The organism is Arthrobacter sp. KN11-1C (assembly GCF_052180225.1).
Taxonomy (GTDB): domain Bacteria; phylum Actinomycetota; class Actinomycetes; order Actinomycetales; family Micrococcaceae; genus Arthrobacter.
In genome coordinates this window covers 320,773-345,492 of sequence record NZ_CP197467.1, presented here as the reverse complement: position 1 = coordinate 345,492, position 24,720 = coordinate 320,773, and the positions used below count along the sequence as shown (strand labels likewise).

25 protein-coding genes, 1 tRNA gene and 1 riboswitch are annotated in these 24,720 nt (G+C 65.0%); of the genes, 16 read left to right on the top strand and 10 right to left on the bottom strand.

Annotated elements, in window-relative coordinates; genetic code table 11:
- Window positions 1-32: 32 nt before the first annotated feature.
- A riboswitch (TPP riboswitch) is annotated at window positions 33-169 on the bottom strand.
- A 194-nt stretch (window positions 170-363) separates the two neighbouring features.
- Both ACSBOX_RS01680 and ACSBOX_RS01675 read left to right on the top strand, forming a co-directional pair.
- Window positions 364-1,086 carry an NUDIX hydrolase gene (locus tag ACSBOX_RS01680; protein WP_442544504.1) on the top strand — a complete coding sequence of 241 codons (723 nt, stop codon included), beginning with the start codon at window positions 364-366 and terminating at the stop codon, window positions 1,084-1,086.
- Between the two features lie 51 nt (window positions 1,087-1,137).
- Window positions 1,138-1,398 carry a DUF4235 domain-containing protein gene (locus ACSBOX_RS01675; RefSeq protein WP_078107373.1) on the top strand — a complete coding sequence of 87 codons (261 nt, stop codon included), beginning with the start codon at window positions 1,138-1,140 and terminating at the stop codon, window positions 1,396-1,398.
- Here the strand turns inward: ACSBOX_RS01675 and mnhG are convergent.
- Genes mnhG through ACSBOX_RS01645 form a run of 6 tightly spaced genes read right to left on the bottom strand, consistent with a single transcriptional unit; the run spans window position 1,395 to window position 7,871 of the window.
- Window positions 1,395-1,910: a monovalent cation/H(+) antiporter subunit G gene (gene mnhG, locus ACSBOX_RS01670; RefSeq protein WP_442544503.1), complete on the bottom strand. Its 516-nt coding sequence runs from the start codon at window positions 1,908-1,910 to the stop codon at window positions 1,395-1,397. The genes ACSBOX_RS01675 and mnhG overlap by 4 nt on opposite strands.
- Complete coding sequence (locus tag ACSBOX_RS01665) at window positions 1,900-2,178, bottom strand: monovalent cation/H+ antiporter complex subunit F (protein WP_078107371.1); 279 nt, start codon at window positions 2,176-2,178, stop codon at window positions 1,900-1,902. The genes mnhG and ACSBOX_RS01665 overlap by 11 nt, the downstream gene beginning before the upstream one ends.
- A complete protein-coding gene (locus ACSBOX_RS01660) occupies window positions 2,175-2,741 on the bottom strand; it encodes a Na+/H+ antiporter subunit E (protein WP_442544502.1) in 567 nt (188 codons plus the stop codon). The genes ACSBOX_RS01665 and ACSBOX_RS01660 overlap by 4 nt, the downstream gene beginning before the upstream one ends.
- Entirely contained in the window at window positions 2,738-4,327 is a 1,590-nt protein-coding gene (locus tag ACSBOX_RS01655; protein WP_442544501.1) for a Na+/H+ antiporter subunit D, read from the bottom strand. Before ACSBOX_RS01655 ends, ACSBOX_RS01660 begins: the two co-directional genes overlap by 4 nt.
- A complete protein-coding gene (locus ACSBOX_RS01650) occupies window positions 4,324-4,779 on the bottom strand; it encodes a Na(+)/H(+) antiporter subunit C (protein ID WP_442544500.1) in 456 nt (151 codons plus the stop codon). The genes ACSBOX_RS01655 and ACSBOX_RS01650 overlap by 4 nt, the downstream gene beginning before the upstream one ends.
- Window positions 4,776-7,871 carry a Na+/H+ antiporter subunit A gene (locus tag ACSBOX_RS01645; RefSeq protein ID WP_442544499.1) on the bottom strand — a complete coding sequence of 1,032 codons (3,096 nt, stop codon included), beginning with the start codon at window positions 7,869-7,871 and terminating at the stop codon, window positions 4,776-4,778. The genes ACSBOX_RS01650 and ACSBOX_RS01645 overlap by 4 nt, the downstream gene beginning before the upstream one ends.
- 86 nt (window positions 7,872-7,957) lie before the next feature.
- On the opposite strand from ACSBOX_RS01645, the gene ACSBOX_RS01640 reads away from it, so the two are divergent.
- The 6 genes from ACSBOX_RS01640 (at window position 7,958) to ACSBOX_RS01615 (ending at window position 14,851) form a co-directional block, all read left to right on the top strand.
- Window positions 7,958-9,361, top strand: a complete 1,404-nt coding sequence (locus ACSBOX_RS01640; protein ID WP_442544498.1) for an MFS transporter — start codon at window positions 7,958-7,960, stop codon at window positions 9,359-9,361.
- 171 nt (window positions 9,362-9,532) lie between these two features.
- Window positions 9,533-10,684 carry an ROK family transcriptional regulator gene (locus tag ACSBOX_RS01635; RefSeq protein WP_442544497.1) on the top strand — a complete coding sequence of 384 codons (1,152 nt, stop codon included), beginning with the start codon at window positions 9,533-9,535 and terminating at the stop codon, window positions 10,682-10,684.
- A gap of 63 nt (window positions 10,685-10,747) precedes the next feature.
- The gene (locus ACSBOX_RS01630) at window positions 10,748-12,259 is read left to right on the top strand and encodes a glycoside hydrolase family 3 protein (protein WP_442544496.1); all 1,512 of its coding nucleotides are present in this window, start codon (window positions 10,748-10,750) and stop codon (window positions 12,257-12,259) included.
- Between the two features lie 35 nt (window positions 12,260-12,294).
- Window positions 12,295-13,080 (top strand): glucosamine-6-phosphate deaminase, encoded by a 786-nt coding sequence (locus tag ACSBOX_RS01625; RefSeq protein WP_442544495.1) that lies wholly within the window; start codon window positions 12,295-12,297, stop codon window positions 13,078-13,080.
- A gap of 77 nt (window positions 13,081-13,157) precedes the next feature.
- Window positions 13,158-13,640, top strand: coding sequence for a cation:proton antiporter regulatory subunit (locus ACSBOX_RS01620; protein WP_059389838.1), 483 nt, complete (start codon window positions 13,158-13,160; stop codon window positions 13,638-13,640).
- A gap of 5 nt (window positions 13,641-13,645) precedes the next feature.
- Entirely contained in the window at window positions 13,646-14,851 is a 1,206-nt protein-coding gene (locus tag ACSBOX_RS01615) for a cation:proton antiporter (protein WP_442544494.1), read from the top strand.
- Between the two features lie 139 nt (window positions 14,852-14,990).
- Here the strand turns inward: ACSBOX_RS01615 and dcd are convergent, their stop codons facing one another.
- Complete coding sequence (gene dcd / locus ACSBOX_RS01610) at window positions 14,991-15,566, bottom strand: dCTP deaminase (RefSeq protein ID WP_442544493.1); 576 nt, start codon at window positions 15,564-15,566, stop codon at window positions 14,991-14,993.
- A 133-nt stretch (window positions 15,567-15,699) separates the two neighbouring features.
- Here dcd and ACSBOX_RS01605 point away from each other — a divergent pair, with 133 nt between their 5' ends.
- Window positions 15,700-17,496, top strand: a complete 1,797-nt coding sequence (locus tag ACSBOX_RS01605; protein WP_442544492.1) for a CAP domain-containing protein — start codon at window positions 15,700-15,702, stop codon at window positions 17,494-17,496.
- 6 nt (window positions 17,497-17,502) lie between these two features.
- On the opposite strand, the gene ACSBOX_RS01600 is transcribed toward ACSBOX_RS01605, so the two are convergent.
- Window positions 17,503-17,949, bottom strand: a complete 447-nt coding sequence (locus tag ACSBOX_RS01600) for an SRPBCC family protein (RefSeq protein WP_078107360.1) — start codon at window positions 17,947-17,949, stop codon at window positions 17,503-17,505.
- 237 nt (window positions 17,950-18,186) lie between these two features.
- Between ACSBOX_RS01600 and ACSBOX_RS01595 the strand changes: the two genes are divergently transcribed.
- From ACSBOX_RS01595 to ACSBOX_RS01585, 3 genes are all read left to right on the top strand, one after another.
- Window positions 18,187-18,260: transfer RNA gene (locus tag ACSBOX_RS01595), tRNA-Gly, on the top strand.
- A gap of 86 nt (window positions 18,261-18,346) precedes the next feature.
- Window positions 18,347-18,481: a hypothetical protein gene (locus ACSBOX_RS01590; RefSeq protein WP_442544491.1), complete on the top strand. Its 135-nt coding sequence runs from the start codon at window positions 18,347-18,349 to the stop codon at window positions 18,479-18,481.
- Between the two features lie 17 nt (window positions 18,482-18,498).
- Window positions 18,499-19,632 (top strand): N(5)-(carboxyethyl)ornithine synthase, encoded by a 1,134-nt coding sequence (locus tag ACSBOX_RS01585; RefSeq protein WP_442544490.1) that lies wholly within the window; start codon window positions 18,499-18,501, stop codon window positions 19,630-19,632.
- 69 nt (window positions 19,633-19,701) lie between these two features.
- On the opposite strand, the gene ACSBOX_RS01580 is transcribed toward ACSBOX_RS01585, so the two are convergent.
- Window positions 19,702-21,099: an MFS transporter gene (locus ACSBOX_RS01580; protein WP_442544489.1), complete on the bottom strand. Its 1,398-nt coding sequence runs from the start codon at window positions 21,097-21,099 to the stop codon at window positions 19,702-19,704.
- 150 nt (window positions 21,100-21,249) lie between these two features.
- Here ACSBOX_RS01580 and ACSBOX_RS01575 point away from each other — a divergent pair, with 150 nt between their 5' ends.
- A complete protein-coding gene (locus ACSBOX_RS01575) occupies window positions 21,250-22,104 on the top strand; it encodes a LysR family transcriptional regulator (protein WP_078107357.1) in 855 nt (284 codons plus the stop codon).
- On the opposite strand, the gene ACSBOX_RS01570 is transcribed toward ACSBOX_RS01575, so the two are convergent.
- Complete coding sequence (locus ACSBOX_RS01570; protein WP_442544488.1) at window positions 22,088-22,681, bottom strand: TetR/AcrR family transcriptional regulator; 594 nt, start codon at window positions 22,679-22,681, stop codon at window positions 22,088-22,090. The two genes, ACSBOX_RS01575 and ACSBOX_RS01570, sit on opposite strands and share 17 nt — an antisense overlap.
- A 99-nt stretch (window positions 22,682-22,780) precedes the next feature.
- Between ACSBOX_RS01570 and ACSBOX_RS01565 the strand changes: the two genes are divergently transcribed.
- The 3 genes from ACSBOX_RS01565 to ACSBOX_RS01555 all read left to right on the top strand — a co-directional run bounded on the left by ACSBOX_RS01565 (window position 22,781) and on the right by ACSBOX_RS01555 (window position 24,672).
- Window positions 22,781-23,119: a hypothetical protein gene (locus ACSBOX_RS01565; protein WP_442544487.1), complete on the top strand. Its 339-nt coding sequence runs from the start codon at window positions 22,781-22,783 to the stop codon at window positions 23,117-23,119.
- 55 nt (window positions 23,120-23,174) lie between these two features.
- The gene (gene panD / locus ACSBOX_RS01560) at window positions 23,175-23,603 is read left to right on the top strand and encodes an aspartate 1-decarboxylase (RefSeq protein ID WP_442544486.1); all 429 of its coding nucleotides are present in this window, start codon (window positions 23,175-23,177) and stop codon (window positions 23,601-23,603) included.
- Between the two features lie 142 nt (window positions 23,604-23,745).
- The gene (locus ACSBOX_RS01555) at window positions 23,746-24,672 is read left to right on the top strand and encodes an AEC family transporter (protein ID WP_442544485.1); all 927 of its coding nucleotides are present in this window, start codon (window positions 23,746-23,748) and stop codon (window positions 24,670-24,672) included.
- Window positions 24,673-24,720 lie beyond the last annotated feature (48 nt).

Genomic DNA, 24,720 nt, shown 5'->3' with positions numbered 1-24,720 from the left:
CTGCGAGCGGCTTCCGCCGCGCCGGTTCCGGACACTATGAGAACTCGACTCCCTTGCGCCGGTACTAGCCGGATCAGGTTCGAGGGTCTGCGGCTGTCCGCACTCTCAGCGCCCGTCCTCCGTGCCGCATTGCTGCGAGCCCGACGGCGGCGCTCCCCTGTCGTTATCAATCCACCCTTTTGGGCGTGGTTCAGTTTACACCTTGGCAGGGTTTCGAAGCCTGGACAAAGACGCGAACCGACGGATTCTGCTCGATCATTCGCCGGGTGGGCGCAGTCGGGCCCGGAATGGCGCGGGCGGCCACAGAAACTGGGAGAATGATCCAGCAGAATGTGACGCAGAAGCGCAGGCAAAGGAGCGGTCTTGGCAGGGATTGACGAAACGAACAGCACGGCCGAACCGAGACTCGCCGCGAGCGTGATCCTGGTCCGCGACGCCGCGGTTCCGGAGGGCTCCGAAGATGCGGCGCGCGCTTTGGAAGTGTTCGTCCAGCACCGGGTGAGCACGATGGACTTCGCCGCCGGAATGGTCGTTTTCCCCGGCGGCCGGGTGGACCAGGCGGACAGCTCCGGCTGGGACTTCGCGGACGACGTCGTCGAGCGGCACGCCGCCGCATGGCACCGGAGCAGCATCGCCGCCGAGCCCTCTTCCGCCCCGTTGAACGCCGGCCGCGTACTGGCGGCCGCACAGCGCGAGGTTTTCGAAGAGGCCGGGCTGAAACTCGACGCTGCCACCCTCCGTCCGTGGGCCAACTGGGTCACCCCGGCAGACCAGCCCAAGCGCTTCGACACCTACTTCTACCTTGCCTGCCCGGTTTCCGGTGCCGAGCCAAGGCACCAGACCACGGAAGCGTCATCCTCCCTGTGGATGCCGGTCCGCGCAATCCTTGATGCCGAAGCCGCCGGAACACTCAAGCTCATGCCGCCCACCTTGGTGCTGCTGGATGAGCTCCTCGCCCTCGGCACGATGGAAGCTGTGCTGGCCGAGAGCCGTGACATCGTTCCCGTGCGTCCAAACCCGGGGGCCCTGCAGGAGTTCTTCCGGCTGAGGCACCAGGCGCCATCCGATGCTCCGGAACTGCCCTGAAGTGGGGTTAGGCTGGGGACGGTCCTGTTTCCTCCCGCAAGGAGTCCCGGAATGAACTTCTTCTTCAAACTGCTCGGCACCGGCGTGAGCATCGGCGCAGGCTTTGCTGGCACCAAGCTCGTCAACGCCCTGTGGGAAAAAACCACGGGCAACAAGCCACCCAAGGGCAACGACGACATGGAAGCGAGCCTGCGTTCCGCCCTGACCTTCGCCCTGATTTCCGCCGCTGTCAGCGCCGTCATCCAGGTTGTCGCGGGCCGGGGTACGAAGCGCGCCATCTCGCACTTCGAAAAGACGCAGGACGTCGTCTAGGCGGACGGTCCGCCGTTAGCGCCCGCGCCCCCGCTATCCCGGGCGTCGCGGGCGTTGCCGCCATCCCGGACGCTCCCGCCGTCGCGCGTGCTCCCGGTGCGGGGCACTTCCGAAGCGGCTTCCTGGGCTTTCTCCGCTGCACGTTGACCGGCAGCCCGCAATACCACGGCCTCGAGTTCGTCTATGCTCAGCAGCTCGGGGTGGAGGTGCTTGGTCCGGTAGCCTGCGCGGCCCACCATGTGTGCGGACACGGGCACGGTCAGCAATTGGAAGATCCAGGCGACCGCCAGGATCGGCCACACCCACCATTCGCGCATCTGCAGCCCGATAGCCGCCAAGAGAAGGAACAACCCCAGCACTTGGGGCTTGGTGGCTGCGTGCATGCGGCTCATGAGGTCCGGGAAGCGCAACAGGCCGATTGCCGCGCCCAATGACATCAGCGCACCGACAATCAGCAGCACCGCGGTGACGGCGTCGATGACGGCGTCCGCTCCGGTGGCGTTAGGAGTCATTGACTTGTCCTCTCCTGTCGGCCACGAACCGGGCCACCGTCACCGATCCGACGAAGCCGATCAGCGTCAGAGCGACGAGCAGCACGAGGTTGTTGAGGTGCCTGTTGACGGCCATGTCGATGGCCAGCGCTGCACCCAATATGGCGAGCAGCACATCCGAGGCGAGCACCCGGTCCAGCAGCGAAGGCCCGACGGCGATCCTGTAGATCGCGCCCGCCGCCGCGAGGCTAAGAATCACCGCCGTGACGATCAGCACGATGTCCTTCATGAGCCAGCTCCCCTCGTTGCAGGCCAGCCTTCGGCCTGGAGTGCGTCCATTTCGGCCCGGGTACCCATGATCCGGATCAGCGAGGCCTCCGTGTCCTGGACGTCCTTGCGCAGCTTGGCGGTGTCCACCACGTTGCGGACATTGAGTCCGTGGATATAGAGCGTGGACGTCGAGCGATCCACCTCCACCACCAAGGAACCCGGAATCAGCGAAATCACGTGCCCGGTGGCCGTCACCATGAGGTCGGAACGGCTGCGCAGGGGAACAGCAACCACTGCGTTGGTTACCGAAGGACCCCGGAAGACCGCCAGGTACATGACTTGGAAGCTCGCGGCCACCACTTTGCCGAGGAACACCACGGCGAAAGGAATGGCGCGCAGCACGTTGAAACGCCCGCTGAGCTCCACGGGAGGCAAATAGAAGACCCTTGCTACCACCACCGCGATCAGTGCACCGAACACCAAGTTGCCCGGGCTGAAGTCCCGCCAAAGCGCACCCCAGACGACCACCAGCCAGACCAGCAGGGGCAACTCCGTGCGGAACGAAATCCTCTTTCGACTCACTTTCCACCTCCCTGCGGTGGAGTCGACGCATCCGGCCCAGCGATGTCCGGAACTTTCGCATTCCCGCCGAGCACGGAATGGATGTACGCCGTACGGTCCAGCATCTGTGTCGCGGAGTTTCCGGCCAATTGGAAGAGCGGACCCGCAAAGACGGTCAGGGCCATGCCAAAGACCACCAGCGCGGCGGTCGGCCCCACCATGGTCCGTGGAAGCAGCCCGACGGCCGCAGTGTCCTTCAGGACCGGGGCCGGGTAGTCCGCGTCCTCGGGTTTCCGCCAGAATGCGCGGTTCCAGACGCGGGCGATCGCCAACAAGGTCAAGAGGCTCGTGACCACGCCTCCCACGACCAAGGTTATGGACAACGGTGTCCCCAGGGCGATGCCTGCCTGCAGGAGTCCAAGCTTCCCCAGGAACCCGGAGAAGGGCGGAATTCCCGCGAGGTTCATCGCTGGAATGAAGAACAGCAGCGCCAGGAGCGGAGAGAGCTTGGCAAGCCCACCCAGCCGGTCCATGGACGAGCTGCCGCCCCGGCGCTCGATCAAACCCGTGACCAGGAACAGGCTCGTTTGGACCGTGATGTGGTGGGCCACGTAGAAGACGGCTGCCGCAAGCCCGGCAACGGAAGACATGGCAAGCCCAAACACCATGTAGCCGATATGGCTGACCAGGGTGAAGGAGAGTAATCGTTTGATGTCGCTCTGGGCTATGGCGCCGAGGATACCCACCAGCATGGTCAGGAGCGCCACCACCATCAACGGCGTATTCAAGGTGTCACCCGGGAAGAGCAGGGTTTCCGTGCGGACCATGGCGTACACGCCCACCTTGGTGAGCAGGCCGGCGAACACCGCGGTGACCGGTGCCGGCGCGGTCGGATACGAGTCAGGCAGCCAGAAGGACAGCGGGAAAACGGCGGCCTTGATCCCGAAGGCCACCAGCAGCATCACGTGGAGCAGGTTCCTGGTGCCCGGATCCAATTCGGCCAACTTGATGGCGAGATCCGCCATCGTGATGGTTCCAGTGGCTCCGTAGATCATCGCAATGGCGATCAGGAACAACACCGAGGACACTACGGAAACCACCACGTACGTGACCCCTGCGCGGATGCGCGGACCGGTGCCGCCCAGTGTCATGAGCACGTAGCTCGCCGTCAGCAGGATCTCGAAGCCTACGTACAGGTTGAAGAGGTCACCTGTGAGGAAGGCGTTGGAGACACCGGCCACCAGGATCAGGTAGGTCGGGTGGAAGATCGACACCGGTGCCTCGCGGTCGCCGTCGGCCATGCCCTGGCCGGTGGCGTAGATCAGCACCGCGAGACTGATGACGGAGGAGACCACCAACATAAGCGAAGAGAACTGGTCTACCACCATCACCACGCCAAACGGCGGTTGCCAGCCACCCAGGGTGACGGATGCGGTGCCCGTGGTCCATACCGAGGCAAGGAGCAAGCATTCCAGGAGCAAGGTAAGGGACAGCAAACCGATGCTGACCACGCGTTGGGCCAGCGGGTTCCTGTTCAGGGCGAACGTGAGTGCGGCCCCGAGGATGGGAAGTACGACGGCGAGCGGCGCCAGGCTGGCGATGTTCACAGGGGGCCTCCTTCCTTGGCTGCTTCGGTGACTGCCGTGACCAGGAACTCGGATGTTTCCTCGGGAACCACCGAGTCGTCCTCGGCGTCAAAACTGGGCGTCTTCGCGACGCGCCGGTCTTCGGCGTCGTCCTGGATGTCGTCTTGCCGTGCCAAAGCCCAGGTCCGGTAGATGATGCCGAGCATGAATGCCGTCACCGCAAAGGAAATCACGATCGACGTGAGAATCAAGGCTTGTGGCAGAGGATCGTTGTAGTCGCGCGGATCCGTCGATTTGCTGAACAGCGGGGCAAGTCCGGCATAGCCACCCGTCGCGAGTATGAGCAGGTTAGTGGCGTTGGCCAGGAGCATGAGCCCCAGGAGAACACGGGTCAGGCTGCGTTCCAGGATCAGATAGATCCCACAGGCGTAGAGCACTCCCATGACGATCAACAAGGTCAAATTGACGCTCATGGGGTCCCCTTTCCGGGCGCGGTGGCTGCGGACTCGGCGGTGGTTGGCGCCGACGCGATGGGGGCGGCGGAACCGGTGTCCCCTTGATCCCCTGCGTCTCCGCCGAAGGTCTCTTCGAAGTGTTCGTCAATCTCGGCTCCCAAACTGCGCAGCACGTCCAGGGCGAGGCCTACCACCACGAGGTACACGCCGATGTCGAAGATCGTGGAGGTCACGAACTTGATGTCGCCGAACAGCGGTAGCCAGAACTCGATGATGGCGCTTTGGAACACTTGGCCGCCCAGAAGCAGCGGGACGAAGCCCGCGGCGGCCGCCGTCGCAAGGCCGGTTCCCAGCAGCATGCCTGCGCTGATCGGCGCGGCTTCCCGCAGCTCGAACCGGCCGCCGGCCAGGTAGCGGATCGTCAGGGCGAGTCCGGCCGTGAGTCCGCCGGCAAAGCCGCCTCCGGGAAGATTGTGTCCCGCCAGCAGGAGGTACACGGAGAAAACGATCATCGAGTGGAAAATCAGCCGCGTGACCACTTCGAAGATGATGGAACGCCGCTCGGGTGCAAGGGTTCGGCCGGCGACGAGCCAGGGGTCCGTCAGGGAGCCCGCGAACTTGCGGGCGAGTGCCAGCGAGGCGTCGTCGCGCGAACTGCCTCCGGCCGCGGCGCGCCTTCCCACAGTGCCCTCAGGGATAGTGGCGGCCTTGTCCAGGCGCTCCCCCCTGCTGCGGACAAAGATCAGGCTCGCGACGCCGGTAGCGGCGACTGCCAGCACCGAGATCTCACCGAAGGTGTCCCATGCCCGGATGTCCACCAGCGTCACGTTGACTACGTTGAGTCCGCCGCCGCCTTCGTAGGCCAACCGCGGGAAGGAGAGCGACACCGGCTCGGCGATGCGGGCACCCATGGCGTAGATCGCCACGAAGATCATGGTGACCGCGAAGGCCACGCCGATGATGACGCGGACTACCCGGTATTTGCCCCCGGTGCGGTCCCGGAGTTCCGGAGGGAGGCTGCGCATCGCCAGCACGAAGGCCACCAGGATGATGGTCTCCACCAGCATCTGCGTCAGGGCGAGGTCCGGGGCTCCCTGCAACGCGAACATCAGGGCTATGCCGTAACCGGTGACGGACACCATCAGCACGGCGAGGAAGCGCTTGTTGGCACGAACGGCGGCCAGAGCGCCAACAACGATTCCTGCCGCGGCAATGAGCTGGAGCGGAGAATTCGGGTCGATCAAGAAAACACCGCCCGGGAGCGGCTTGTTGGCCACGATGAGCGCCGTGAGCGGGACCGCGAAAGCCACGGTGAGAATGACGGCCAGGTAGAAGTAGAGGGAACCGCGCTGGGTGCGGCCGGTGACCCACACGGCAACGTCGTCCAAGGCCCCGATGGTGCGCTGGTAGGCACGATCGCCGTCCACCCAGTCCGGGACTCGGCTTTGCGCCCGGGACACGAGGTTGCGGGCATAGAACATGACGACGCCGGCCGCGAACGTCAGGGCGGTCAGTCCCAAGGCGGGAGTCAAACCGTGCCACAGCGCGAGGTGGCTGGCGCTGGCGACGCTGGTTCCGACTGCGTTTGTTCCGGCAGCGGGTTCTGCAAAAAGTGCGGCGTACGGCTGGATCCACCCGTCAACGGGATCCGGCCACAGTCCGTACACGATGGTGAGGAAACTCAGGATGGCGGGCGCCGCCAGGAACGATGGCGGGACGGCCTTGAATGGTGTCCGGTCCACGCCGGGCTTGGTGGCGAACGCACCCCACATGAAGCGGGCGCTGTAGGCGAACGTGAGGATGGACCCCAGCACCAAGCCGACCAGCAGGACCAGCCCCCACGGTTCCGGCGCAGCGCCCGCGCCAGAGTGACCCGTGCCGTAATGGACGAACGTTTCCAATACGGATTCCTTGGCCACGAAACCTGCCAGCGGAGGTATGCCGGCCATGGATGCAGCGGCGATGCCCGCCACGATGGCGAGCGCCCTGGAGGACTTGTACACGCCCGATAGTTTGCGGATATCGCGGGTACCGGATTGGTGGTCGATGATGCCCACCACCAGGAACAAGGAAGCTTTGAAGAGCCCGTGCGCCAGCAGAAGCGCGAGGCCGGCGAGTGCGGCGTCGGGCCGGCCGAGGCCCACCACCATCATGAGGAACCCGAGCTGGCTGACTGTGCCGTACGCGAGGATGAGCTTGATGTCTGTCTGCCGGAGCGCCCGGTAGCCGCCCACCAGCATCGTCGCCAGGCCGAGCCCGAGCACCAGCGGCAACCAATAGGGGCTTTCGCTGAACCCCGGCGCCAGGCGGGCCACGATGTAGATGCCGGCCTTCACCATGGCCGCCGCGTGCAGGTAGGCACTCACCGGGGTGGGTGCGGCCATGGCCCCCGGGAGCCAGAAGTGGAAAGGGACCAGCGCCGATTTGGTGATCGCACCTACCAGGATGAGTACGACGGCGGCGGCAACCGCACCTTGCGCGGGTCCCGTGACGAGGGTGGCCGCCTGCGTCATGATCGCCGAAATCCGGTATGTTCCGGCTGCCTGGCCCAGGATGATGAGGCCGACGAGCATGGCCAGGCCACCCGCGGTGGTGACCATGAGGGCCTGCAAGGCCGAGCGCCGGGCGGCGAGGCGGGTGCGAGCGTAGCCGATCAGGAGATAGGACAGGACCGTGGTGAGTTCCCAGAAGATGAACATCATCAGGAGGTCGTCCGCCGTCACCAGGCCGAACATCGCCCCCGCGAAGGCGAGTAGCTGGGCTCCGAACCCGCCGAGGTTGGCGTCCTTGTTCTTGAAGTACCGGGCGCAATAGACCAGGACCAGCGAACCGACTCCCAGGACCAGCAGGGACATCACCCATGCCAGGACGTCCATGCGGAAGGCGAAGTCAAGCTTGAGGTTGGGAATCCACGGGAGGTTTTCTTCGATGAAGCCGCCGGTGGGATTCCCGCCTTTTCCGGGATAGATCCGGTCGTATTGCAGGAGCAGCCAGACAAAGGCGGCCGCGGGAACCGCTGCAAGGACATAGAAGGCATTCCGCTGGAGTTTCCGGAAGATCCAGGGCGCCACAGTTGCCGCTGCAAAGGTCACGGCAAGAACTGTGATCACTGGAATCTCCGCAAAGTCAGGAATGAATTGTCAAAAGTTGGAGCAGGCGGTCAAACGTTGGGTTCGGTGCAGGTAGTTTATCAACCATGAACATGGCAACTGCGCCTGAGGCCCCGCACCCGGCATCCGAGCTCGCTTCGGGGCCTGCCCTGTCCAACAAGGGCCAGATTCTTGCCTGGGCATCCTGGGACTGGGGTTCCGCTGCATTCAACGCCGTCATGACCACTTTCGTGTTCACGGTCTACCTGACATCCAAGGCCTTTGGCGGGGAAGACTCCGCGTCAGCCACCTTGGGTGCCGCGTTGGCGATTGCGGGCGTCGCAATTGCGCTCCTTGCACCCGTCACCGGTCAACGTTCCGACTCCGGTGGCCGCAGGAAACTGTGGCTCGGTGTCAACACCGCCATTGTGGCCGTGCTCACTGGCTCATGCTTCTTTGTTTTCCCCAAACCCGAGTTCCTGCTCCTGGGCGTCTCGCTGGTTGCGCTCGGGAATGTCTTTTTCGAGTTCGCGGGCGTCAATTACAACGCCATGCTGGCCCAGATCTCCACTCCTGCCAACATCGGCAAAGTGAGTGGCTTCGGCTGGGGAATGGGGTACCTGGGCGGCATTGTCGCGCTGCTTGCTGTGCTGCAGCTTTTCGTCCAACCGTCTTTCGAGTGGTTCGGGGCATCCACCCAGGACAGCCTGAATATCAGGCTCGTGGCCGTCTTCTCCGCGCTCTGGTTCTTCATCTTCGCGCTGCCGGTCCTCTTCGCCGTGCCGGAGCTCTCCGTCAGGAAACCGGAATCCCGGCTTGGATTCCTGGCCTCCTACGGTTTGCTGGTCCGCCGGATCAGGGCCATCTACCGGACCAGCCCGCACACCATCTACTTCCTGCTCGCGAGCGCCATCTTCCGCGACGGCCTGGCTGCGGTGTTCACCTTCGGCGGGGTCATTGCTGCGGGAACCTTTGGATTCGAGCTCAAGGAAGTCATCTTCTTCGCGATTTTCGGCAACGTGGTGGCAGCCGTTGGCGCCATGATCGGCGGATTCCTGGACGACAGGATCGGGCCCAAGGCCGTCATCGTCATTTCCCTCATGGGACTCCTGGTAGCCGGCACCGTGATCCTGGTTCTGGGCAACGGCGACTACGTGTTCTTCGGAGCCCATTGGGCAGGCAGCACCACGTTCTGGGTATTCGGGCTGTTCCTCTGCTTGTTCGTCGGACCAGCCCAGGCGTCCTCCCGGGCCTACCTCGCAAGGCTGGCGCCGGACGGCGAATCCGGCGAACTGTTCGGGCTCTACGCCACCACCGGCAGGGCGGTGAGCTTCCTGGCGCCCGCACTGTTCACCCTGTGCATTACCGTGGCGACGCCCCTCGTGGCCTCGGGCGGGGCCCAGCGCTGGGGAATCCTCGGCATCATGGTGGTGCTCCTGGCCGGCCTGTTGGTGATCCTGCCCGTGAAATCACCCAACAAGACGGAAATCGCCACGGTTCCGCTGAGCTGACAGAGGGGGCTCCCGTCTGGGCCGTGTTTCGCACCCGAAAAGGACTGGCGCACCTGCTCTACCGGGAGCCTGCGTCCTTAGCGGGTGCCTACGTCATCAAGGGGGGCCTTGATGACACACAATCCGCCAAAACCCTTGATTTTTGATTGTTAGTAGAGTTTACTAACTCACATGGAAGCCCTTCGTGACCGCCAGCGCACCGATCGGACAAGCGCGGCAACCCTGCCTTCCGATGGGCGCGCCCACAACCTCTCCCTGGTGCGCCAGACGCTCCACTCGGCCGGCGCAATGAGCCGCGCGGATCTGTCCCGGACACTGGGCCTGACCCGCGTGACGGTATCGGACCTGGTCTCGGATCTCCTGGAACGCGGCCATGTGGTGGAACTGGGGCACTCCGATGAAGTCCGCCCCGGCAAGCCGGCCATCCTGGTGGACATCAACCGCCAGGGCCTCCAAGTCATCGGCATGGACCTCGCCGAAAACTCCGTGCTACGTGCTGCTGTCCTCGACCTTGACGGCAACATCCTCGAGCGTGTTGAACGGACCCTCTCCGAGGAAACCGGACAAGACGTGGTCAACCAGGTGCTCGCACTGGCGTCCGAGGCAAAAGCACGGGCCACCGCCACCTTGCTCGGGATCGGCGTCGGGACCCCCGGCATCGTCAACGCGGACGGGGTGGTCACCACGGCCCCCAACTTCGGATGGAAGAACATGGCCCTGCGCGACCTCCTCCAGGAGCGCACCGGCCTGCCGACCCTCGTTTCCAACGACGCCGACGCTGCCGTCCACGCGGACTACACCTTCGGCGGCGGCAGTGACGACATGGTGCTCGTGAAAATCGGGCGCGGTGTCGGTTCGGGCCTCATCGTGGGCGGCAGGCGTACCCGTGGCGCCCACTCCGCGGCGGGCGAAATCGGCCACGTCACGGTGGGCACCGACGGTGGAACCATCTGCAAATGCGGTAAGACAGGTTGCCTCGAAACCTGGATGTCCGTCCCCAGCCTCGAACGGGCCCTCGCCGAAGCTGCGGCGAACTCCGAACCGGAGGCCGCGGCCGACGTCGTACTCCGGGAAGCAGGCGAGCGGCTCGCCATCGCCCTCGCGCCCGTGGTTGGCGCCCTCGATTTGGGCGAAGTGGTCCTCAGCGGACCCCGGGAGCTTTTGGAAGGCCCCCTTCTCAACGCCGTCCAGCAGACCTTGCTTGAGCGGCTCCTGCACCAGGACCCCTCACCGGTGTCCGTCCGTCTCGCGGCAGACGCACAGGACATTGTCCTGCGCGGCGCCGCCGTGATGGTCCTCTGGAACCAGCTTGGCGTGGCCTGAGTGCCGCCTGCGCCGTTTCCAGCCCTGACTAACCAGCCAAGCATCCCTTCGAAGGAGCCGGACATGGACACGATTCAGTCCCCCGCTACCCAGTCCTTTGCCACCGGGCCCGCCCGCGACGACCTCCGCCGCCTCGCGGCAGGAACCCTCATGCCCGGATTCACCGGCATCGCCGTCCCCGTCTGGATCCTTGAAGCGTACGACGCCGGGCTAGCGGCCGTGTGCCTCTACGGCACCAATGTGGCGTCCCCCGTCCAGTTGCGCGAACTGTGCGCCGGGCTGCGGGCACATTCGCCGAACACGCTCATCGCCGTCGATGAAGAAGGCGGCGACGTCACGAGGCTGCACTACCTCACGGGCTCAACGCAACCCGGGAACGCGGTGCTCGGGCGCCTGGACGACGTCGAATTGACCGCCGCGAGCGCCAGCGCGATCGGCCACGAACTCGCAGGCCTGGGCATCAACGTGAACCTGGCCCCCAATGCCGACGTCAATTCCGCTCCGGACAATCCCGTGATCGGCGTGCGGAGCTTCGGGGCCGAACCGGACTTGGTGGCCCGGCATACCGCCGCCTGGATCCGCGGCCTCGAAGACGCCGGCGTGGCATCCTGCGCCAAGCACTTCCCGGGCCACGGCGACACCACAACCGACTCCCATCTGGCGCTCCCCCGTGTCACCGCCGACGCCGCCACCCTGGATGCCCGCGAACTGGTCCCCTTCCGGGCGCTCGTCGCGGCTCGCGGAGCCACGGTGATGACGAGCCACATCCTGGTCGAAGCCCTGGACCCGGACCACCCGGCCACCTTCTCCTCGCGCATCCTGCAGGACCTGCTGCGCCGAGACATGGGGTTCGACGGCGTCATCATTACGGACGCACTGGACATGGCCGGCGCGTCCGCCCAGACCGGCATTCCGGAAGCAGCCGTCCGCGCGCTCATGGCCGGGGCAGACCTGTTGTGCCTTGGTTCCGAAACGGGACCTGCCCTCTTCGAACAAACGCTCACAGCGATCGCCGATGCCGTGGAAGAGGGGCGCTTGCCCATGGAACGCCTCGCGGACGCGGTTGCCCGCACGGCAGCCCTGTCCGCGCGTTTCCCCGCTGCCGGCGCCGCTGAAATCCAGGAGGCCGCCATCAGGGGCCAGCTGGGCAAGCCGCAACGCTCCGGCGTTCCTGGCGATGCGAACGCGCTCGACGGCGAGCGCATCGCCGAGGCCTTCGAGGTGTCCGAAGCCGCCCAAAGATGGCTTGCACGCGAGGAACCCGTCGCGATCGTGCAGGTTGAGACCGGGTCCAATTTCGCGGTCGGCCGCGTGCCGTGGGGGCCCGCTGCCACGACGTCGGCGGTATTCCGCGAAGGCGAGGTTCCCGACGGCGCGCGGGTCGCCGTCGTCGGGCGCGGCCTGGATGCCGAGCATCCGCTGTGGACCGTCTTCGCCCGCTTGAGGGCGGAAGGGCACGCGGTGATCGCCGTCGAGTGCGGCTGGCCGCGCGGCGGGGCGGACATCGTCACCTATGGTGCGTCGCTCACGGTGTCCCAGGCCTTGACTGCGCTGCTGAACGGCACCAAAGCCTGACTCCAGCCCGCCCAACCCATCGACAGAAAGCTGCCATGGAAGTCATTGTCGCGCCCACCCCGGAATCGGCCGCTTCGGCCGCCGCCCACGCCGTCCTCGCAGGACTCCCTGCGGGCAGAGCACCAGTGCTGGGACTGGCCACCGGCTCGTCTCCGCTGGGGCTGTACGCGGAACTCGCGGCCGCGGCCGCTGCGGGCCGGGTGGATTTCTCGGACGCCAAGGGATTCGCGCTGGACGAATATGTGGGACTTCCGACTGGACATGTCCAGTCTTACCGCCAGGTCCTCACCCGCGAGGTCTGCGAGGCGATCGGGCTTCCCCTGGCCGGGCTGAATGTCCCTGACGGCACCGGCGCCACGCACGCCGAGCTCGAAGCGGGAGCTGCTGCCTACGATTCCGCGATTGCAGCCGCCGGCGGCGTCGACGTGCAGATCCTGGGCATCGGCGCCAACGGCCATGTCGGCTTCAACGAGCCTGGGTCCTCCTTGACTTCCCGGACCCGGCTGAAGCGGCTGACGGCCCGCACGAGGCATGACAACGCCCGGTTCTTCGGTCACGACGGCGACGTCCCGACCCACTGCATCACCCAGGGATTGGGGACCGTGCTGGAGGCGCGCCGGCTGGTGCTGATCGCCACCGGTGCCGCGAAGGCCGCCGCGATCGCTGCCGCCGTCGAGGGCCCTCTGACGGCGTCGTGCCCGGGTTCGATTCTGCAGTGGCATGCCGACGCCGTGGTGGTCCTGGACGAAGAAGCCGCCGCCGGATTGGTGAACCGCGAATACTACGACGACGCCGCGCGCGGCCTGGCTTTTGCCCCGTAGAACGGCGCGGACCGCTTCGTGCGAACGGCTCGAGCGGCGTCATTCCGCCGCCCCTTCAAGAGGGCTAGGGTGGACTTATGAACGTGGATGAGACAGAACTTCCAGGCCTCGGTGTCCGCAAGGATTTCATCACGGCCTCGGGACGCCGCATCGGTGTTGTCGAGATGCGCGAAGGTGAGACCGAGCTTTTCGTTTCCACCTGGGACGATCCCGATACCTGCCAGGCATCCATCCCGTTGACCGCAGACGAAGCCGCCGCCCTGGGCAACCTCCTGGGTGGGCAGCACATCGCCATGCGCTTGGCCGAAGCCCACAAGGAAATCCCCGGCATTGTCACGCGGCAGTTCTCCATCACCGCGGACTCCCCTTTCAACAACCAGCCCATGGGCAAAGCCCAGATCCGCACCCGCAGTGGTGTCTCGATCGTGGCGATCATGCGCGAAGGCGAAGTGGTTCCCTCACCGGCTCCCGACGTCGTCCTTCACACAGGTGATCTGCTGGTGGCTGTCGGTACGCAGGAAGGTCTTGACTCTGCGGCTGCCATTCTGCGCAACGGCTGACGTTCATGGACCCCCTGGCCCTGACCCTCATTGAGCTGGGCGCAGTCGTTTTCTGTCTCGGCCTCTTGGCGCGCTTGGCCGGCAGGATCGGCATGTCCCCCATTCCGCTCTATCTGGTGGGGGGACTGGCGTTCGGGGCGGGTGGACTGGTAAAGCTCGACGGCATGCAGGAGTTCGCCCATCTTTCCGGCGAAATCGGCGTCATCCTGCTGCTGCTGATGCTCGGCTTGGAATATACGGCCGCGGAACTCGTCACCGGACTGCGGCGCTCCTGGCAAGCCGGCGTACTGGACCTGGTGTTGAACTTCCTTCCGGGTGCGGGGCTCGCCGTGTGGCTCGGTTGGGGGCTGGTGGGCGCGATCGTCATGGGCGGTGTCACCTACATTTCTTCCTCCGGGATCGCGGCGAAGGTGATCACTGACCTCGGCCGGATCGGCAACAGGGAAACGCCCGTGGTGCTGGCCATCCTGGTGTTCGAAGACCTGACCATGGCCATCTACCTTCCGATCCTGACGGCGATCCTCGCGGGCGTGGGCTTCCTGGGCGGGCTCCAGACGGTGGGCATTGCGTTGGCCGTCGTCACCCTCGTCCTGGTGGTGGCCCTCAAACACGGCCATCGGGTATCCCAGGCCGTGCACAGCGAAAACTCCGAGGTCTTCCTACTCAATCTCCTCGGTGCCGCCCTTCTGGTGGCCGGCATCGCGTCCGCCCTCCAGGTCTCCGCGGCTGTGGGGGCGTTCATGCTGGGCATCGCCATTTCCGGGGCGACTGCCCACAACGCGACGCGCATCCTTGAACCTTTGCGGGATCTCTTCGCGGCTATCTTCTTCGTAGCCTTCGGCCTCAACACAGACCCGTCCAAGATCCCGCCTGTGCTGGGCTGGGCGTTGCTCCTGGCCTTCGCAACGGCCCTTACCAAGGTGCTGACCGGATTCTGGGCGGCAAAGCGGGCAGGGATCGCCGTTCCCGGGCGTTTCCGCGCCGGTGCCGCCCTGATTGCCCGCGGCGAGTTCTCCATCGTCATTGCGGGACTGGCCGTAGCCTCGGGAGTCGTACCCCACGAGCTTGCCGCCCTCGCCACCGCGTATGTGCTGCTCATGGCCATCTTCGGACCGCTCGCAGCCCGCTTCGTGGAGCCTATGGTCAAGGTGTTCCGCAAGTCTCCCCGCAAATCGAAGGCGTCGGAGCCTATCGCGTCCCTCGAGGCGTGAGATCTCGGCCTTCCTCGGACGCTCGCTCACCTTTGAGGCGTTTCCTTCGGACGCTCGCTCACATGATCTGAGCGAGCATCTCCACGATTGCCCACATATCTGAGCGAGCGTCGTGGGGGATCTCAACCCTCGACAGGAGCTACACGGACGTCCGGTGGAAGTTCAGGTGGCTGCGGCTCGCGGTGGGGCCGCGCTGGCCTTGGTAGCGGTTGCCGTAGCCGCTGGAACCATAGGGATGCTCGGCGGCCGACGAGAGCCGGAAGAAGCACAACTGGCCGATCTTCATGCCGGGCCACAGCTTGATGGGCAGCGTAGCCACATTCGACAGTTCCAACGTCACATGGCCCGAGAACCCGGGATCGATGAAGCCGGCCGTGGAGTGCGTCAGCAGACCGAGGCGCCCCAGCGAAGACTTTCCTTCAAGGCGTGCGGCAACGTCGTCGGGCAGGCTCACGGTCTCGTAAGTGGAACCGAGCACAAACTCACCCGGGTGCAGGATGAAGGGCTCGTCGCCTTCGACCTCCACCAGGCGGGTCAGCTCAGGCTGTTCCTCGGAGGGGTCGATGTGCGCGTATTTGTGGTTGTCGAACAGCCGGAAGAAGCGGTCAATCCTGACGTCCACCGATGACGGCTGAACCATTGCGGGGTCGTAGGGCTCCAGGACGATACGTCGGGAGTCGATTTCGGCACGTATGTCGCGGTCAGAGATCAGCACAGGATCAAAAGTACCGTATGCGCCGCGTACCCCGTGGTGCCGGAGTGGCGCATGGGACTATAGTGCACCACATAGACTACCGTTACCGCTGTTGCTTTTGGGGACGGTGGCACGACGCGAATCTGGGGAAACATTGAGACGAATTGCGGTGCCCGTTGCCGTGCTGGTGGCCTGCCTTGTCACGATGATGGCCCCTGCCTCCGGTCCGCTGGCCCTTCCGGCGCAGCTCGCCGGAACGTCCGCCGCAACCGCGCCTTCCAGCTCAAGCGCCCCCGCCGGTACTGAGCGTACGACGACGGCGTCCGCACCGCCGTCGGGATCCGGCCTTCCGCAGGCCGCACCTGCGCCGGGGTCACCAACGGCTAGCGCGCCCACCACCCCGGCCCCGGTAGCCGCAGCTTCCCCGGCTCCAGCCGCGGCTGGTGCAAGCACCCCTTCGACCGTCCCGGCGGCGACCTCCCCCGCGCAGGCAAATCCCGCCGTCGCCCCGGGCAGCGGCACGTCGCCCCAGGCGGTGGACGGCCCGCCCCCGGTCCCCTCCATCCCGCCGGCATCCGGCCCCGACCCACTCCCCGAAAGCCCGGCAGGGAAGGTCCCGGATCCGACGCAAACCCAGGCGAAGTCCTCCCCCGCGGCCGTCCCTCTGGTTTCGCCGCACGCGTTGGTCAACGACGACAATTCGGCCCAAGTGCTGGCCGTCTTCAACGCCATCAATGCCTACCGGACGTCGCTTGGCCTGAACCCGGTGAAGTACAACCCCACGGTGTCCACGCTGTCGCAGGACTGGTCCAACAACATCGCCAGCCGCCAAGTGATCGAGCACCGCCCCAACTTCTGGACCGATCCCAGGGCCTTGAACCCGAACAACGGGGCGGGCGAGATCATCGCTGTCCGCTGGGACCGGGATGCAGCCCAGCTTGTCGAATGGTGGAAGAGTTCCCCCGCCCACGATGCCCTGCTGCGCGACCCCCGATTCAACGTGATCGGCGTCGGAATCACGTTCACGGACGGCAACTACCAGACCACCCCCAATAGCTACACGATGTGGGGCGTGGTCAACCTCTTCGGCTATACGACCCTCCCCGCCGGAACCGTCAACAGCCCGGGCGCGGGCACAGCCCCTCCCCAGCTTCCGCCACCGAGCGTCTGCGACCCCATCGCGAAGCAGCAGCCGCCGACGCTGGACCTCAGCGCGGCTGCCATCCGCAGCGCAGGTGACCTGGTCGCCGTCGACCCTTCCGGCAACCTGAGGGACTACCCGGCACTCGGCAACGGCACGTTCGGTCCTGCCCGGACGGTCGGCTCCGGTTTCGCCGGGGCAAAAGAAGTGATGACCACGGACTGGGACCGCGACGGCGTGATCGACGTCATCGTCCAAATGCTGGACGGCAGGCTCCTGCTGTACCCCGGCGTGGTGAGCGGAGGGTTCAAGGCTCCTGTGGTGTTGGGCTCTTCGGGCTGGCAGTCGATGACGATGGCCGTGGGCATCTGGTGCGGGAACAACAGGCTCCCGCAGATCCTCGCCACCGATTCCACCGGTGCGCTCTACCTGTACCGGAACCTGGGACTCACCGCGTTGGTCGGACGGACCCAAGTGGGCTCGGGCGTCAGTGCGATCCGGCTCAGCATGGTGGATTACGACGCCGACGGCTTCCAGGACCTGCTGGCGGTCGAACCAAACGGGAACCTGCGCCTGTACCGGGGCTCGGGACTCACCACGCCCAAGTCAGAGGCCCGGCTGGTCGTGGGAACCGCATGGACCGACTACTCCGGATTGCGCTCGCTCAAGGGTGTCACTGGCCTCAACTCCACGGGAGTCGCGGGCCTGCTAAGCAACGGAACGATCGAATACTGGGACCTGACCGGCGGACGCCTCACGACGCCGAGCACTCCGATAACCGGTTTGGGCGGACTGAAGCTGGCGCAGTAACTGGGGCTATGCCTCCGGGGTTTGCTCCTCGATGACCGATTTGAGCTGCTCCAACTGGACCACTTCGCCTTCCATGGTCTTCTGGATCATGGTGTTCATGAGTTTCTGCAAGCCCTTGGGGTGGTACTCCAAGGCGAACCGTAGGCGGGTATTGGGGCCCTCGGTGCTGAGGTAATAGCCGCCGGTGGGCCGCGCGGGGCCGGCGACGACGGCGAACCGCACTTCAGCGCCCGGCCTGGCCTCGGTGATCTGGAAGTCAGCCGCGATCGGCCGCCCTCCCGGGCCTGACAGGGTCTGCTGGTAGACGGCGCCTTTTTCGCCAGCGTGCCCCGAGCGAAGGGAGATGCTCCGGATTCCGCTGCGCCACAGGGGGTTGTTCAGGCCGTCCACCAGGAATTGGTAAACGGTCATGGCGTCGCGACCAATGAGTACTTCATGCTCTGCAAATGCCACGGAATCCTCTTTCGGCGTACGGCTCATAGACATAGCCGGGTTCCCCATGACACAGCAGCTAACTGCTACAGAATAGTCAGCCGCGGCGCGGCGCAACACACCCGCGTCGAGCCGTAATCGAATCTTTACGAGCTCCGCAGGGAATTTGATGGGACCGTGATACCGGTGAGTCTGTGTCTGGATCACCACGCCATCTGCGCTAAGCTGGGATCTGCTCCGGCTGATGTGCGGAGCATTGCGGGCGTAGCTCAATGGTAGAGCGCTAGCTTCCCAAGCTCGATACGCGGGTTCGATTCCCGTCGCCCGCTCCATCTCTGCCCGGATACAAGGTGCCCAACTCCCTGGGTGTATCGTCAGGAGCTAGGAGCCATTTCGGCTCTGCTCTAAGGGAGCGATCATGGCTGACAAATCACCTCGCCAAGCTGCATCGAAAAAATCCGGCAAATCCATCAAAGAAAAGCGCGCGGATAAGAGGGCTTCTGAGTCCTCCGCCACCATCGTGGCCAAGCCGGCAACCGGCAACAAAAAGTGAGCGGCCATACAGGCGCCATGACCCTCGGCATCTTGTCGTCGTCGCGGAAGCCGGACGAGCGCCGGTTGCCCGTCCATCCCCTTCACCTGGAGCGTATTGCTCCGGAACTACGGCAATACATCCGGCTCGAGCGCGGCTACGGCGAGAGCTTCGGCTTTTCGGACAGCCAACTTGAGCCCCTGGTCGGTGGCATGGCAAGCCGTGAACAACTGATCTCCGATTCGGATGTCATTCTCCTGCCCAAGCCGCAGCCGGAAGATCTTGCCGATCTCCGCGACGGCCAGGTCCTCTGGGGTTGGCCGCACTGCGTGCAGGACCGGGCCATCACCCAGCTCGCCATCGACAAAAAGCTGACCCTGATCGCCTTCGAGGCAATGAACCACTGGGCGAGCGACGGCGGCTTCGGGCTCCACGTTTTCCACAAGAACAACGAACTTGCGGGCTACTGTTCCGTCATCCACGCGCTTGCCCTGACGGGTTCGACGGGTGACTACGGGAGGCGGCTGAGCGCCGTCGTGATTGGTTTCGGCGCCACAGCGCGTGGCGCGGTCACCGCCCTGAATGCGCACGGCATCCACGACGTCCAGGTGCTGACCAACCGCGGCGTTGCTGCGGTCGGTTCCCCCATCCACTCGGTGCGCATAGTGCAGTTCGACCACGACCAGAACGCCCCTTTCCTGAGCGAGGTCATCACCGATCGTGGCCGCCTGCCGCTGGCGCCATTCCTCGCCGCGAGCGACATCGTGGTCAACTGCACGCTGCAGGACCCGAACGCGCCGCTGACCTACCTGCGGACCGAGGACCTGGACGCGTTCCAGCCGGGCAGCTTGATTGTCGACGTCTCCTGCGACGAGGGCATGGGCTTCAGTTGGGCGCGGACCACGACGTTCGCCGAGCCCATGTTCACGGTGGGCGACCACATCAATTACTACGCGGTGGACCACAGCCCGTCCTACTTGTGGAATTCGTCCAGTTGGGAGATCAGCGAGGCGCTCCTGCCGTTCCTCGAAACGGTCATTTCGGGCCCCGACGCCTGGGCCGCCAATGAGACGATCTCCCGCGCCATCGAGATCCGGGACGGCATCATCCGCAACCCGGACGTCCTGCAGTTCCAGGGGCGCGCAGCGGACTATCCGCACCTCGCGGCGTAGTGGACGCGTAGCCTCTGAACACTGCTGAGCCGGACGCCTGGCAGGCGCCCGGCTCAGCAGTGTTCGGCGCTACGCCGACTGCGGGACGATCCGCACCATCCGGCGTCGGTCCCGGACATCCACTTTGACCCGCAACTCGGACTTCCGGGCGAGCACGACGGCGACTGTCGCCGCTGCGAGCGCCGGCACCCCGCCTGACACCAAGAGCGCTGCGTGTGGGTTCAGGTGCTCGGCAAGCCAGCCCATCATGGGTCCGCCGATGGCTTGGCCACCGATGAGCACCATGATGTAGAGGCTCATGACGCGGCCGCGGATGCTCATGTTGGCGCTGACCTGGACCAACTGGTTGGCGGCCGTCAGGAACATGAGGCACCAGAATCCGGAAAGGACCATGGCAGCGGCGAGCCACACCATGGACGGGGCCAACGCGGCCAGGCACAGCATCAATCCGTACATCCCGGAGCACAGCACCACTGAGCGCAGGCGCAATTGCCGGCGGCGGGCCGAAGTGATCGCCCCGGCGAGCGCGCCAAGGGCAACCATGGCGTTGAGCAAGCCGTAACCGCCCGCGCCAGCGTGGTAGACGTTGTCCGCAAAAGCGGCGAGAAGCACCGGCAGGCTCATCGCGAAGACCGCTACAAAGCCGGCCATGAGCCACGGCCAGTAGATGGTGGGCTTGCTGAGGGCGTATCGCAGGCCTTCCTGCAGCATTCCCTTGCGTTTTGGCACAGGCGTGCTGACATAAAGTTCGTTCTTGCGCAGCATCAGGAGCATGGTGACGGTGGAGCAGCAGGCAACCGCGTTCGCGGCAAAGGCCCACCCCGCGCCCACTGCGGTCAGCAGCACGCCGGCCAGGGCGGGACCGATCAGTCCGCCCAGCTGGAACGTGGTGGAGTTGACGCTGATCGCGTTGCGCAGGTATTTCGGTCCCACGAGCTCGTTGACGAAGACCTGCCGGGCGGGCTGGTCGAGGACCGTCACGAGGCCCAGGACAAAGGCGATCACATAAACGTGCCACACCTCGATGTGCTGGCTCAGGGCCAAGACGGCAAGGATGGCCGCCAGGGAGGCCGCGACGCTTTGGCACAGGATGAGGATGCGTCGCTTGGCGAAGCGGTCCGCCATCATGCCGCCCCAGGGGCCCAGGAACAGCGAGGGCGTGAACTGCAATGCCACGGTTATTCCGACGGCGGTGACGGATCCGGAGAGCTGGAGTACCAACCAGTCCTGCGCAATCCTCTGCATCCAGAGTGCGATGACGGCCACGAAATGGCCCATGGCGAAGATCCGGAAGTTGGGTACTTTGAGGGAATTGAAGGTGTGCCGCCAGGGGAGCCGTTCGCTGACGACGGCGATTGGCTGGGTGACCGTGTCCGGGTCGGCAGCGTGTGGAATCCGGCTGCTTGCGGCGAGTGAATCGATGACGGGTTGGCTGACGTTTGCCGCTGCGGGCGGTGGGGGTGCCACAAGTAGTCCTTGGATAGGCGTTTCGCTGGGATGCCTTTAACGCTAGGGTTGGCCGCGGTGATTATGGAAGTGAATTGGCTGTATAACTAGCATTGCGAAATGCAATACACTCTCGTGAGTAGTGGTGGACGTACCTATTCAAGGAGCTCCGTGTTCGAACCCGTGCAGCTGCGGTCCTTCCTGGCCGTGGCCGAGACTTTGAGTTTCACGAAGGCAGCCGAGCGCCTTGGCCTCGCCCAGCCCACCGTCAGCCAGCACGTGAGAAAGCTGGAGACGGCGGCCAAACGGGCGCTCGTAGCGCGCGACACCCGGGATGTCCGGCTCACGGACAATGGCGATGCGATGGCAGGCTTTGCCCGCAACATCCTCTCCGCGCACGATTCCGCAGCCAGGTACTTTTCCGGCTCCGCGATGCGTGGCCGGCTGCGGTTCGGCACCGCCGACGATCTCGCCATCACGGGCTTGCCGCGGATCCTGCGCGAGTTCCGGCAGCTGTATCCCCAGATCAACCTGGAACTCACCGTCAGCCAGAGCGACCAGCTCTACAAACGCGTCAATGCGGGCCAGTTGGATCTCGTGTTCGTGAAGTGGGTGGGCGAGGCGAAAGACGGCACCGTGGTCCGGCACGACAAGTTCGCCTGGGTGGGCGTCGAACAGACGGCGCTGGACCCGGCCAGTCCCGTGCCGCTGATTTGCTATCCGGCGCCGAGCGTCAGCCGGAAACTGGCTATCGACGCACTGGAGGCCATGGGCCGCACGTGGCGGGTCACCTGCTCCACGAGGCAGATCGCCGGCGTCCTGGCAGCGGTGCGGGCGGGCATCGGCGTCGCAGTAATGCCGTCGTCGCTGGTTCCCGAGGACCTCACGGTGATCACCAAGCGCTTCGACCTCCCGCCGGTGGGTGACGTGGACTTCACCTTGATCCGCAACCCTCTGGCGAACGCCGAGGTAGTGGACGCGCTGACGCAGGCGATCATCGGCAGAACGCTCAACAAGCAGGCGTAGCCAGGGCTTGCGCAGCGAGGAGGACGGTCCGGACAATCGCCTTCCGCCGCCGCTCCACCCTGATTGCCCCTTTGCTGCCGGCCATGAGGCCATCCAGCTCGGGCAGTACCGGCCAGGCGTCACACAACGCAATGATGGTGAGCATCAGATCGGCCGCATCTTCCCTGGACGTCCCGGGCATGGCCCGGATGACGCTGTCAACCTTGTTCCTGCAGTTCGCGGCCCGGTCCGGGCGGTTCACCACATATTCGCCCCGTTCCAAGCCTTCCCAAAACAGCAGCCTCGGAAGGGTGGCGTCCTGGTGGTGATGGTCGAACAGGCGTCCGGCGTAATCGGCCAAGGCTTCGGGGCCAGCGCCCTCGATGCGGACTTCGCCCACCACCTTGCTGAGCTGGGACGCGATCACGGCGTCGAAGAGAAGATCCTTCTTGCCGAAGTACTGATAGATGCGTTCCTTGTTGACTCCGGCCGCGGCGGCGATGCGGTCCACCCTGGCGCCAGCGAGTCCGAATTGGCAAAACTCGGCGGTTGCCGCCTCAAGGAGGAGTCGTTTGGTCCGCTCGGTATCCCATGCCATGCGTCCACCTTAACAGATTCCAACTAAGTAGTTGCAGTTTTTGATGGTGGGGTCTAGTCTGAACTCACGCCGAAAGCAACCAATTAGTTGGAGAATCCCATGAGCACCCAGATCCCCGTTGCCGCACACGCGGACAGCGCCGCGGTTGCGGCGGTTGCCGAGCCTGCCGCACACGCGCACGCTGTGCACCTGCATTCCACGCACACACCTTCCGTGCACATGCGTGCAGTGATCACGTGGTTGGCCATTTTCCCCCTCGTGGCGATCGGCATGACGATCCTCGCTCCGCTCACGGAGTCATGGCACCCCGCGCTGCGCGCCCTCGTGCTGACGCTCGTCGTAGTTCCTACGGCCGTCTACCTGGTTGTCCCGAAGCTGCTCGCCGGCTACGGCTCACTGAAGAGGCGGCAGTCAAGAAAGGCCGCCGCCAAGGCCTAGCCTGTGGCAGGCATCACCCGGCGATCGGGCGGCCACGCGCTAAACTTGTCACGTTATGAACCGCACAATGTTTAAGTCCAAGATCCACCGTGCCACGGTGACCCATGCCGACCTGCACTATGTAGGTTCAGTGACGGTCGACCTGGATCTGCTGGATGCTGCGGATATTCTCCCCGGCGAACTCGTCTCCATTGTGGACGTGACCAATGGCGCGCGCCTCGAGACTTACACCATTGCCGGCGAACGCGGTTCCGGCGTCATTGGCATCAACGGTGCCGCAGCGCACCTGGTGCACGTGGGCGACGTCGTCATCCTCATCACCTATGCGGAGATGACCACCGAAGAGGCAAAGGCCTACCAGCCCAAGGTTGTCCACGTGGACAGGGCCAACAAGATCGTCCAGCTCGGCAGCGATCCCGCCGAAGGCGTCACTCCAGGCGTCATGCGCCCCCCGCACGCCCTCAACAACGCGGACCTGAACTAACTCACCTGCCCCGGGGACACCCCTTCTTCGCGGTCCACATGGCGGGACATGCCGCCGTCGTGCCTTCAAGGCGAATAAAGCTGATTTAGGCTGGGACTGTGAACCCACGCTGCCCCGCGCCCGTCCCCCTCCGGATGCCGTAGTGCTGGGCGTCCTTTCCGGGTTCTTCGTGGTGTGGGCCATCATTCTGGTGGGCATGTTCGTCGGCAAGCGCGGGATCCTGGGCGACAACGCCCGTTCAGTCCTCAGCGCCCTGACTTTCTTCGTCGCGAGTCCTGCGCTGCTTTTTGAAACCCTCGGCAAGGCCCATCTTCGCGACATCTTTGCGGCTCCGCTCCTGGTCACCGCGGTGGGCGCGGTCGTTACCGGCAGCTTGTTCTTCGTCATCGTGAAGTTCTGGCTCAAACGCTCCCTCCCCGAAGCGCTCATGTCCTCCATGAGCGCTTCCCTGGCCAACTCGGCGAACCTCGGCATCCCCATCGCGGTGTTCGTCCTGGGCGACGCGAGCTATGTGGCACCGCTGCTGATCTTCCAGCTCGCGTTCTTCACGCCCATGTACCTGATGGCGCTCGACGCCAGCACCAGCGCCCACCGCACCACTCCCCTGCGGTTCGTCTTGATGATCGTGCGGAACCCGATGATCGTGGGATCGGCCCTCGGTTTGGTGGTGGCCGGAACGGGCTGGCAAGTGCCCTCGCTCATCATGGACCCGATCCATTTGATCGGCGGAGCCGCCATCCCAGCGATGCTCATGGCATTCGGGATGAGCCTGAACGGCTCCCGGCCCCTGCAAAAGGACACGGGGCGCCGGACGGATGCGCTGCTGGCCAGTGGCTTCAAGCTCTTCGTCCACCCCACGATGGCGTACCTGTTCGCCCGCTTCGCGCTCGGCCTTGAGGCGCACGCCTTGTTCGCGGTGGTGGTCACGGCCGCGCTGCCCACTGCGCAGAACGTGTTCGTGGCGGCGAGCCGCTACAACACGGGAATCACCGTGGCGAAGGATACGGTCCTGATCACCACCGTGGTGGCCGTCCCGGCGATGCTCGCCGTGGCCCTCTTGCTCACCTAGCCCAACTGACTCGCAGTAGGTGTCGTTTTGAGCGCTGAAAACGACATT

Excerpts from the sequence above, each read along its gene's own strand:
- ACSBOX_RS01665 (WP_078107371.1), bottom strand. The coding sequence starts at position 2,178 with ATGAAGGACATCGTGCTGATCGTCACGGCGGTGATTCTTAGCCTCGCG.
- ACSBOX_RS01615 (WP_442544494.1), top strand. The coding sequence starts at position 13,646 with ATGGACCCCCTGGCCCTGACCCTCATTGAGCTGGGCGCAGTCGTTTTC.
- ACSBOX_RS01625 (WP_442544495.1), top strand. The coding sequence starts at position 12,295 with ATGGAAGTCATTGTCGCGCCCACCCCGGAATCGGCCGCTTCGGCCGCC.
- panD (WP_442544486.1), top strand. The coding sequence starts at position 23,175 with ATGAACCGCACAATGTTTAAGTCCAAGATCCACCGTGCCACGGTGACC.
- ACSBOX_RS01565 (WP_442544487.1), top strand. The coding sequence starts at position 22,781 with ATGAGCACCCAGATCCCCGTTGCCGCACACGCGGACAGCGCCGCGGTT.
- ACSBOX_RS01590 (WP_442544491.1), top strand. The coding sequence starts at position 18,347 with ATGGCTGACAAATCACCTCGCCAAGCTGCATCGAAAAAATCCGGCAAA.
- ACSBOX_RS01675 (WP_078107373.1), top strand. The coding sequence starts at position 1,138 with ATGAACTTCTTCTTCAAACTGCTCGGCACCGGCGTGAGCATCGGCGCA.
- mnhG (WP_442544503.1), bottom strand. The coding sequence starts at position 1,910 with ATGACTCCTAACGCCACCGGAGCGGACGCCGTCATCGACGCCGTCACC.
- ACSBOX_RS01620 (WP_059389838.1), top strand. The coding sequence starts at position 13,158 with ATGAACGTGGATGAGACAGAACTTCCAGGCCTCGGTGTCCGCAAGGAT.
- ACSBOX_RS01585 (WP_442544490.1), top strand. The coding sequence starts at position 18,499 with ATGACCCTCGGCATCTTGTCGTCGTCGCGGAAGCCGGACGAGCGCCGG.
- ACSBOX_RS01640 (WP_442544498.1), top strand. The coding sequence starts at position 7,958 with ATGAACATGGCAACTGCGCCTGAGGCCCCGCACCCGGCATCCGAGCTC.
- ACSBOX_RS01570 (WP_442544488.1), bottom strand. The coding sequence starts at position 22,681 with ATGGCATGGGATACCGAGCGGACCAAACGACTCCTCCTTGAGGCGGCA.
- ACSBOX_RS01630 (WP_442544496.1), top strand. The coding sequence starts at position 10,748 with ATGGACACGATTCAGTCCCCCGCTACCCAGTCCTTTGCCACCGGGCCC.
- ACSBOX_RS01635 (WP_442544497.1), top strand. The coding sequence starts at position 9,533 with ATGGAAGCCCTTCGTGACCGCCAGCGCACCGATCGGACAAGCGCGGCA.
- ACSBOX_RS01650 (WP_442544500.1), bottom strand. The coding sequence starts at position 4,779 with ATGAGCGTCAATTTGACCTTGTTGATCGTCATGGGAGTGCTCTACGCC.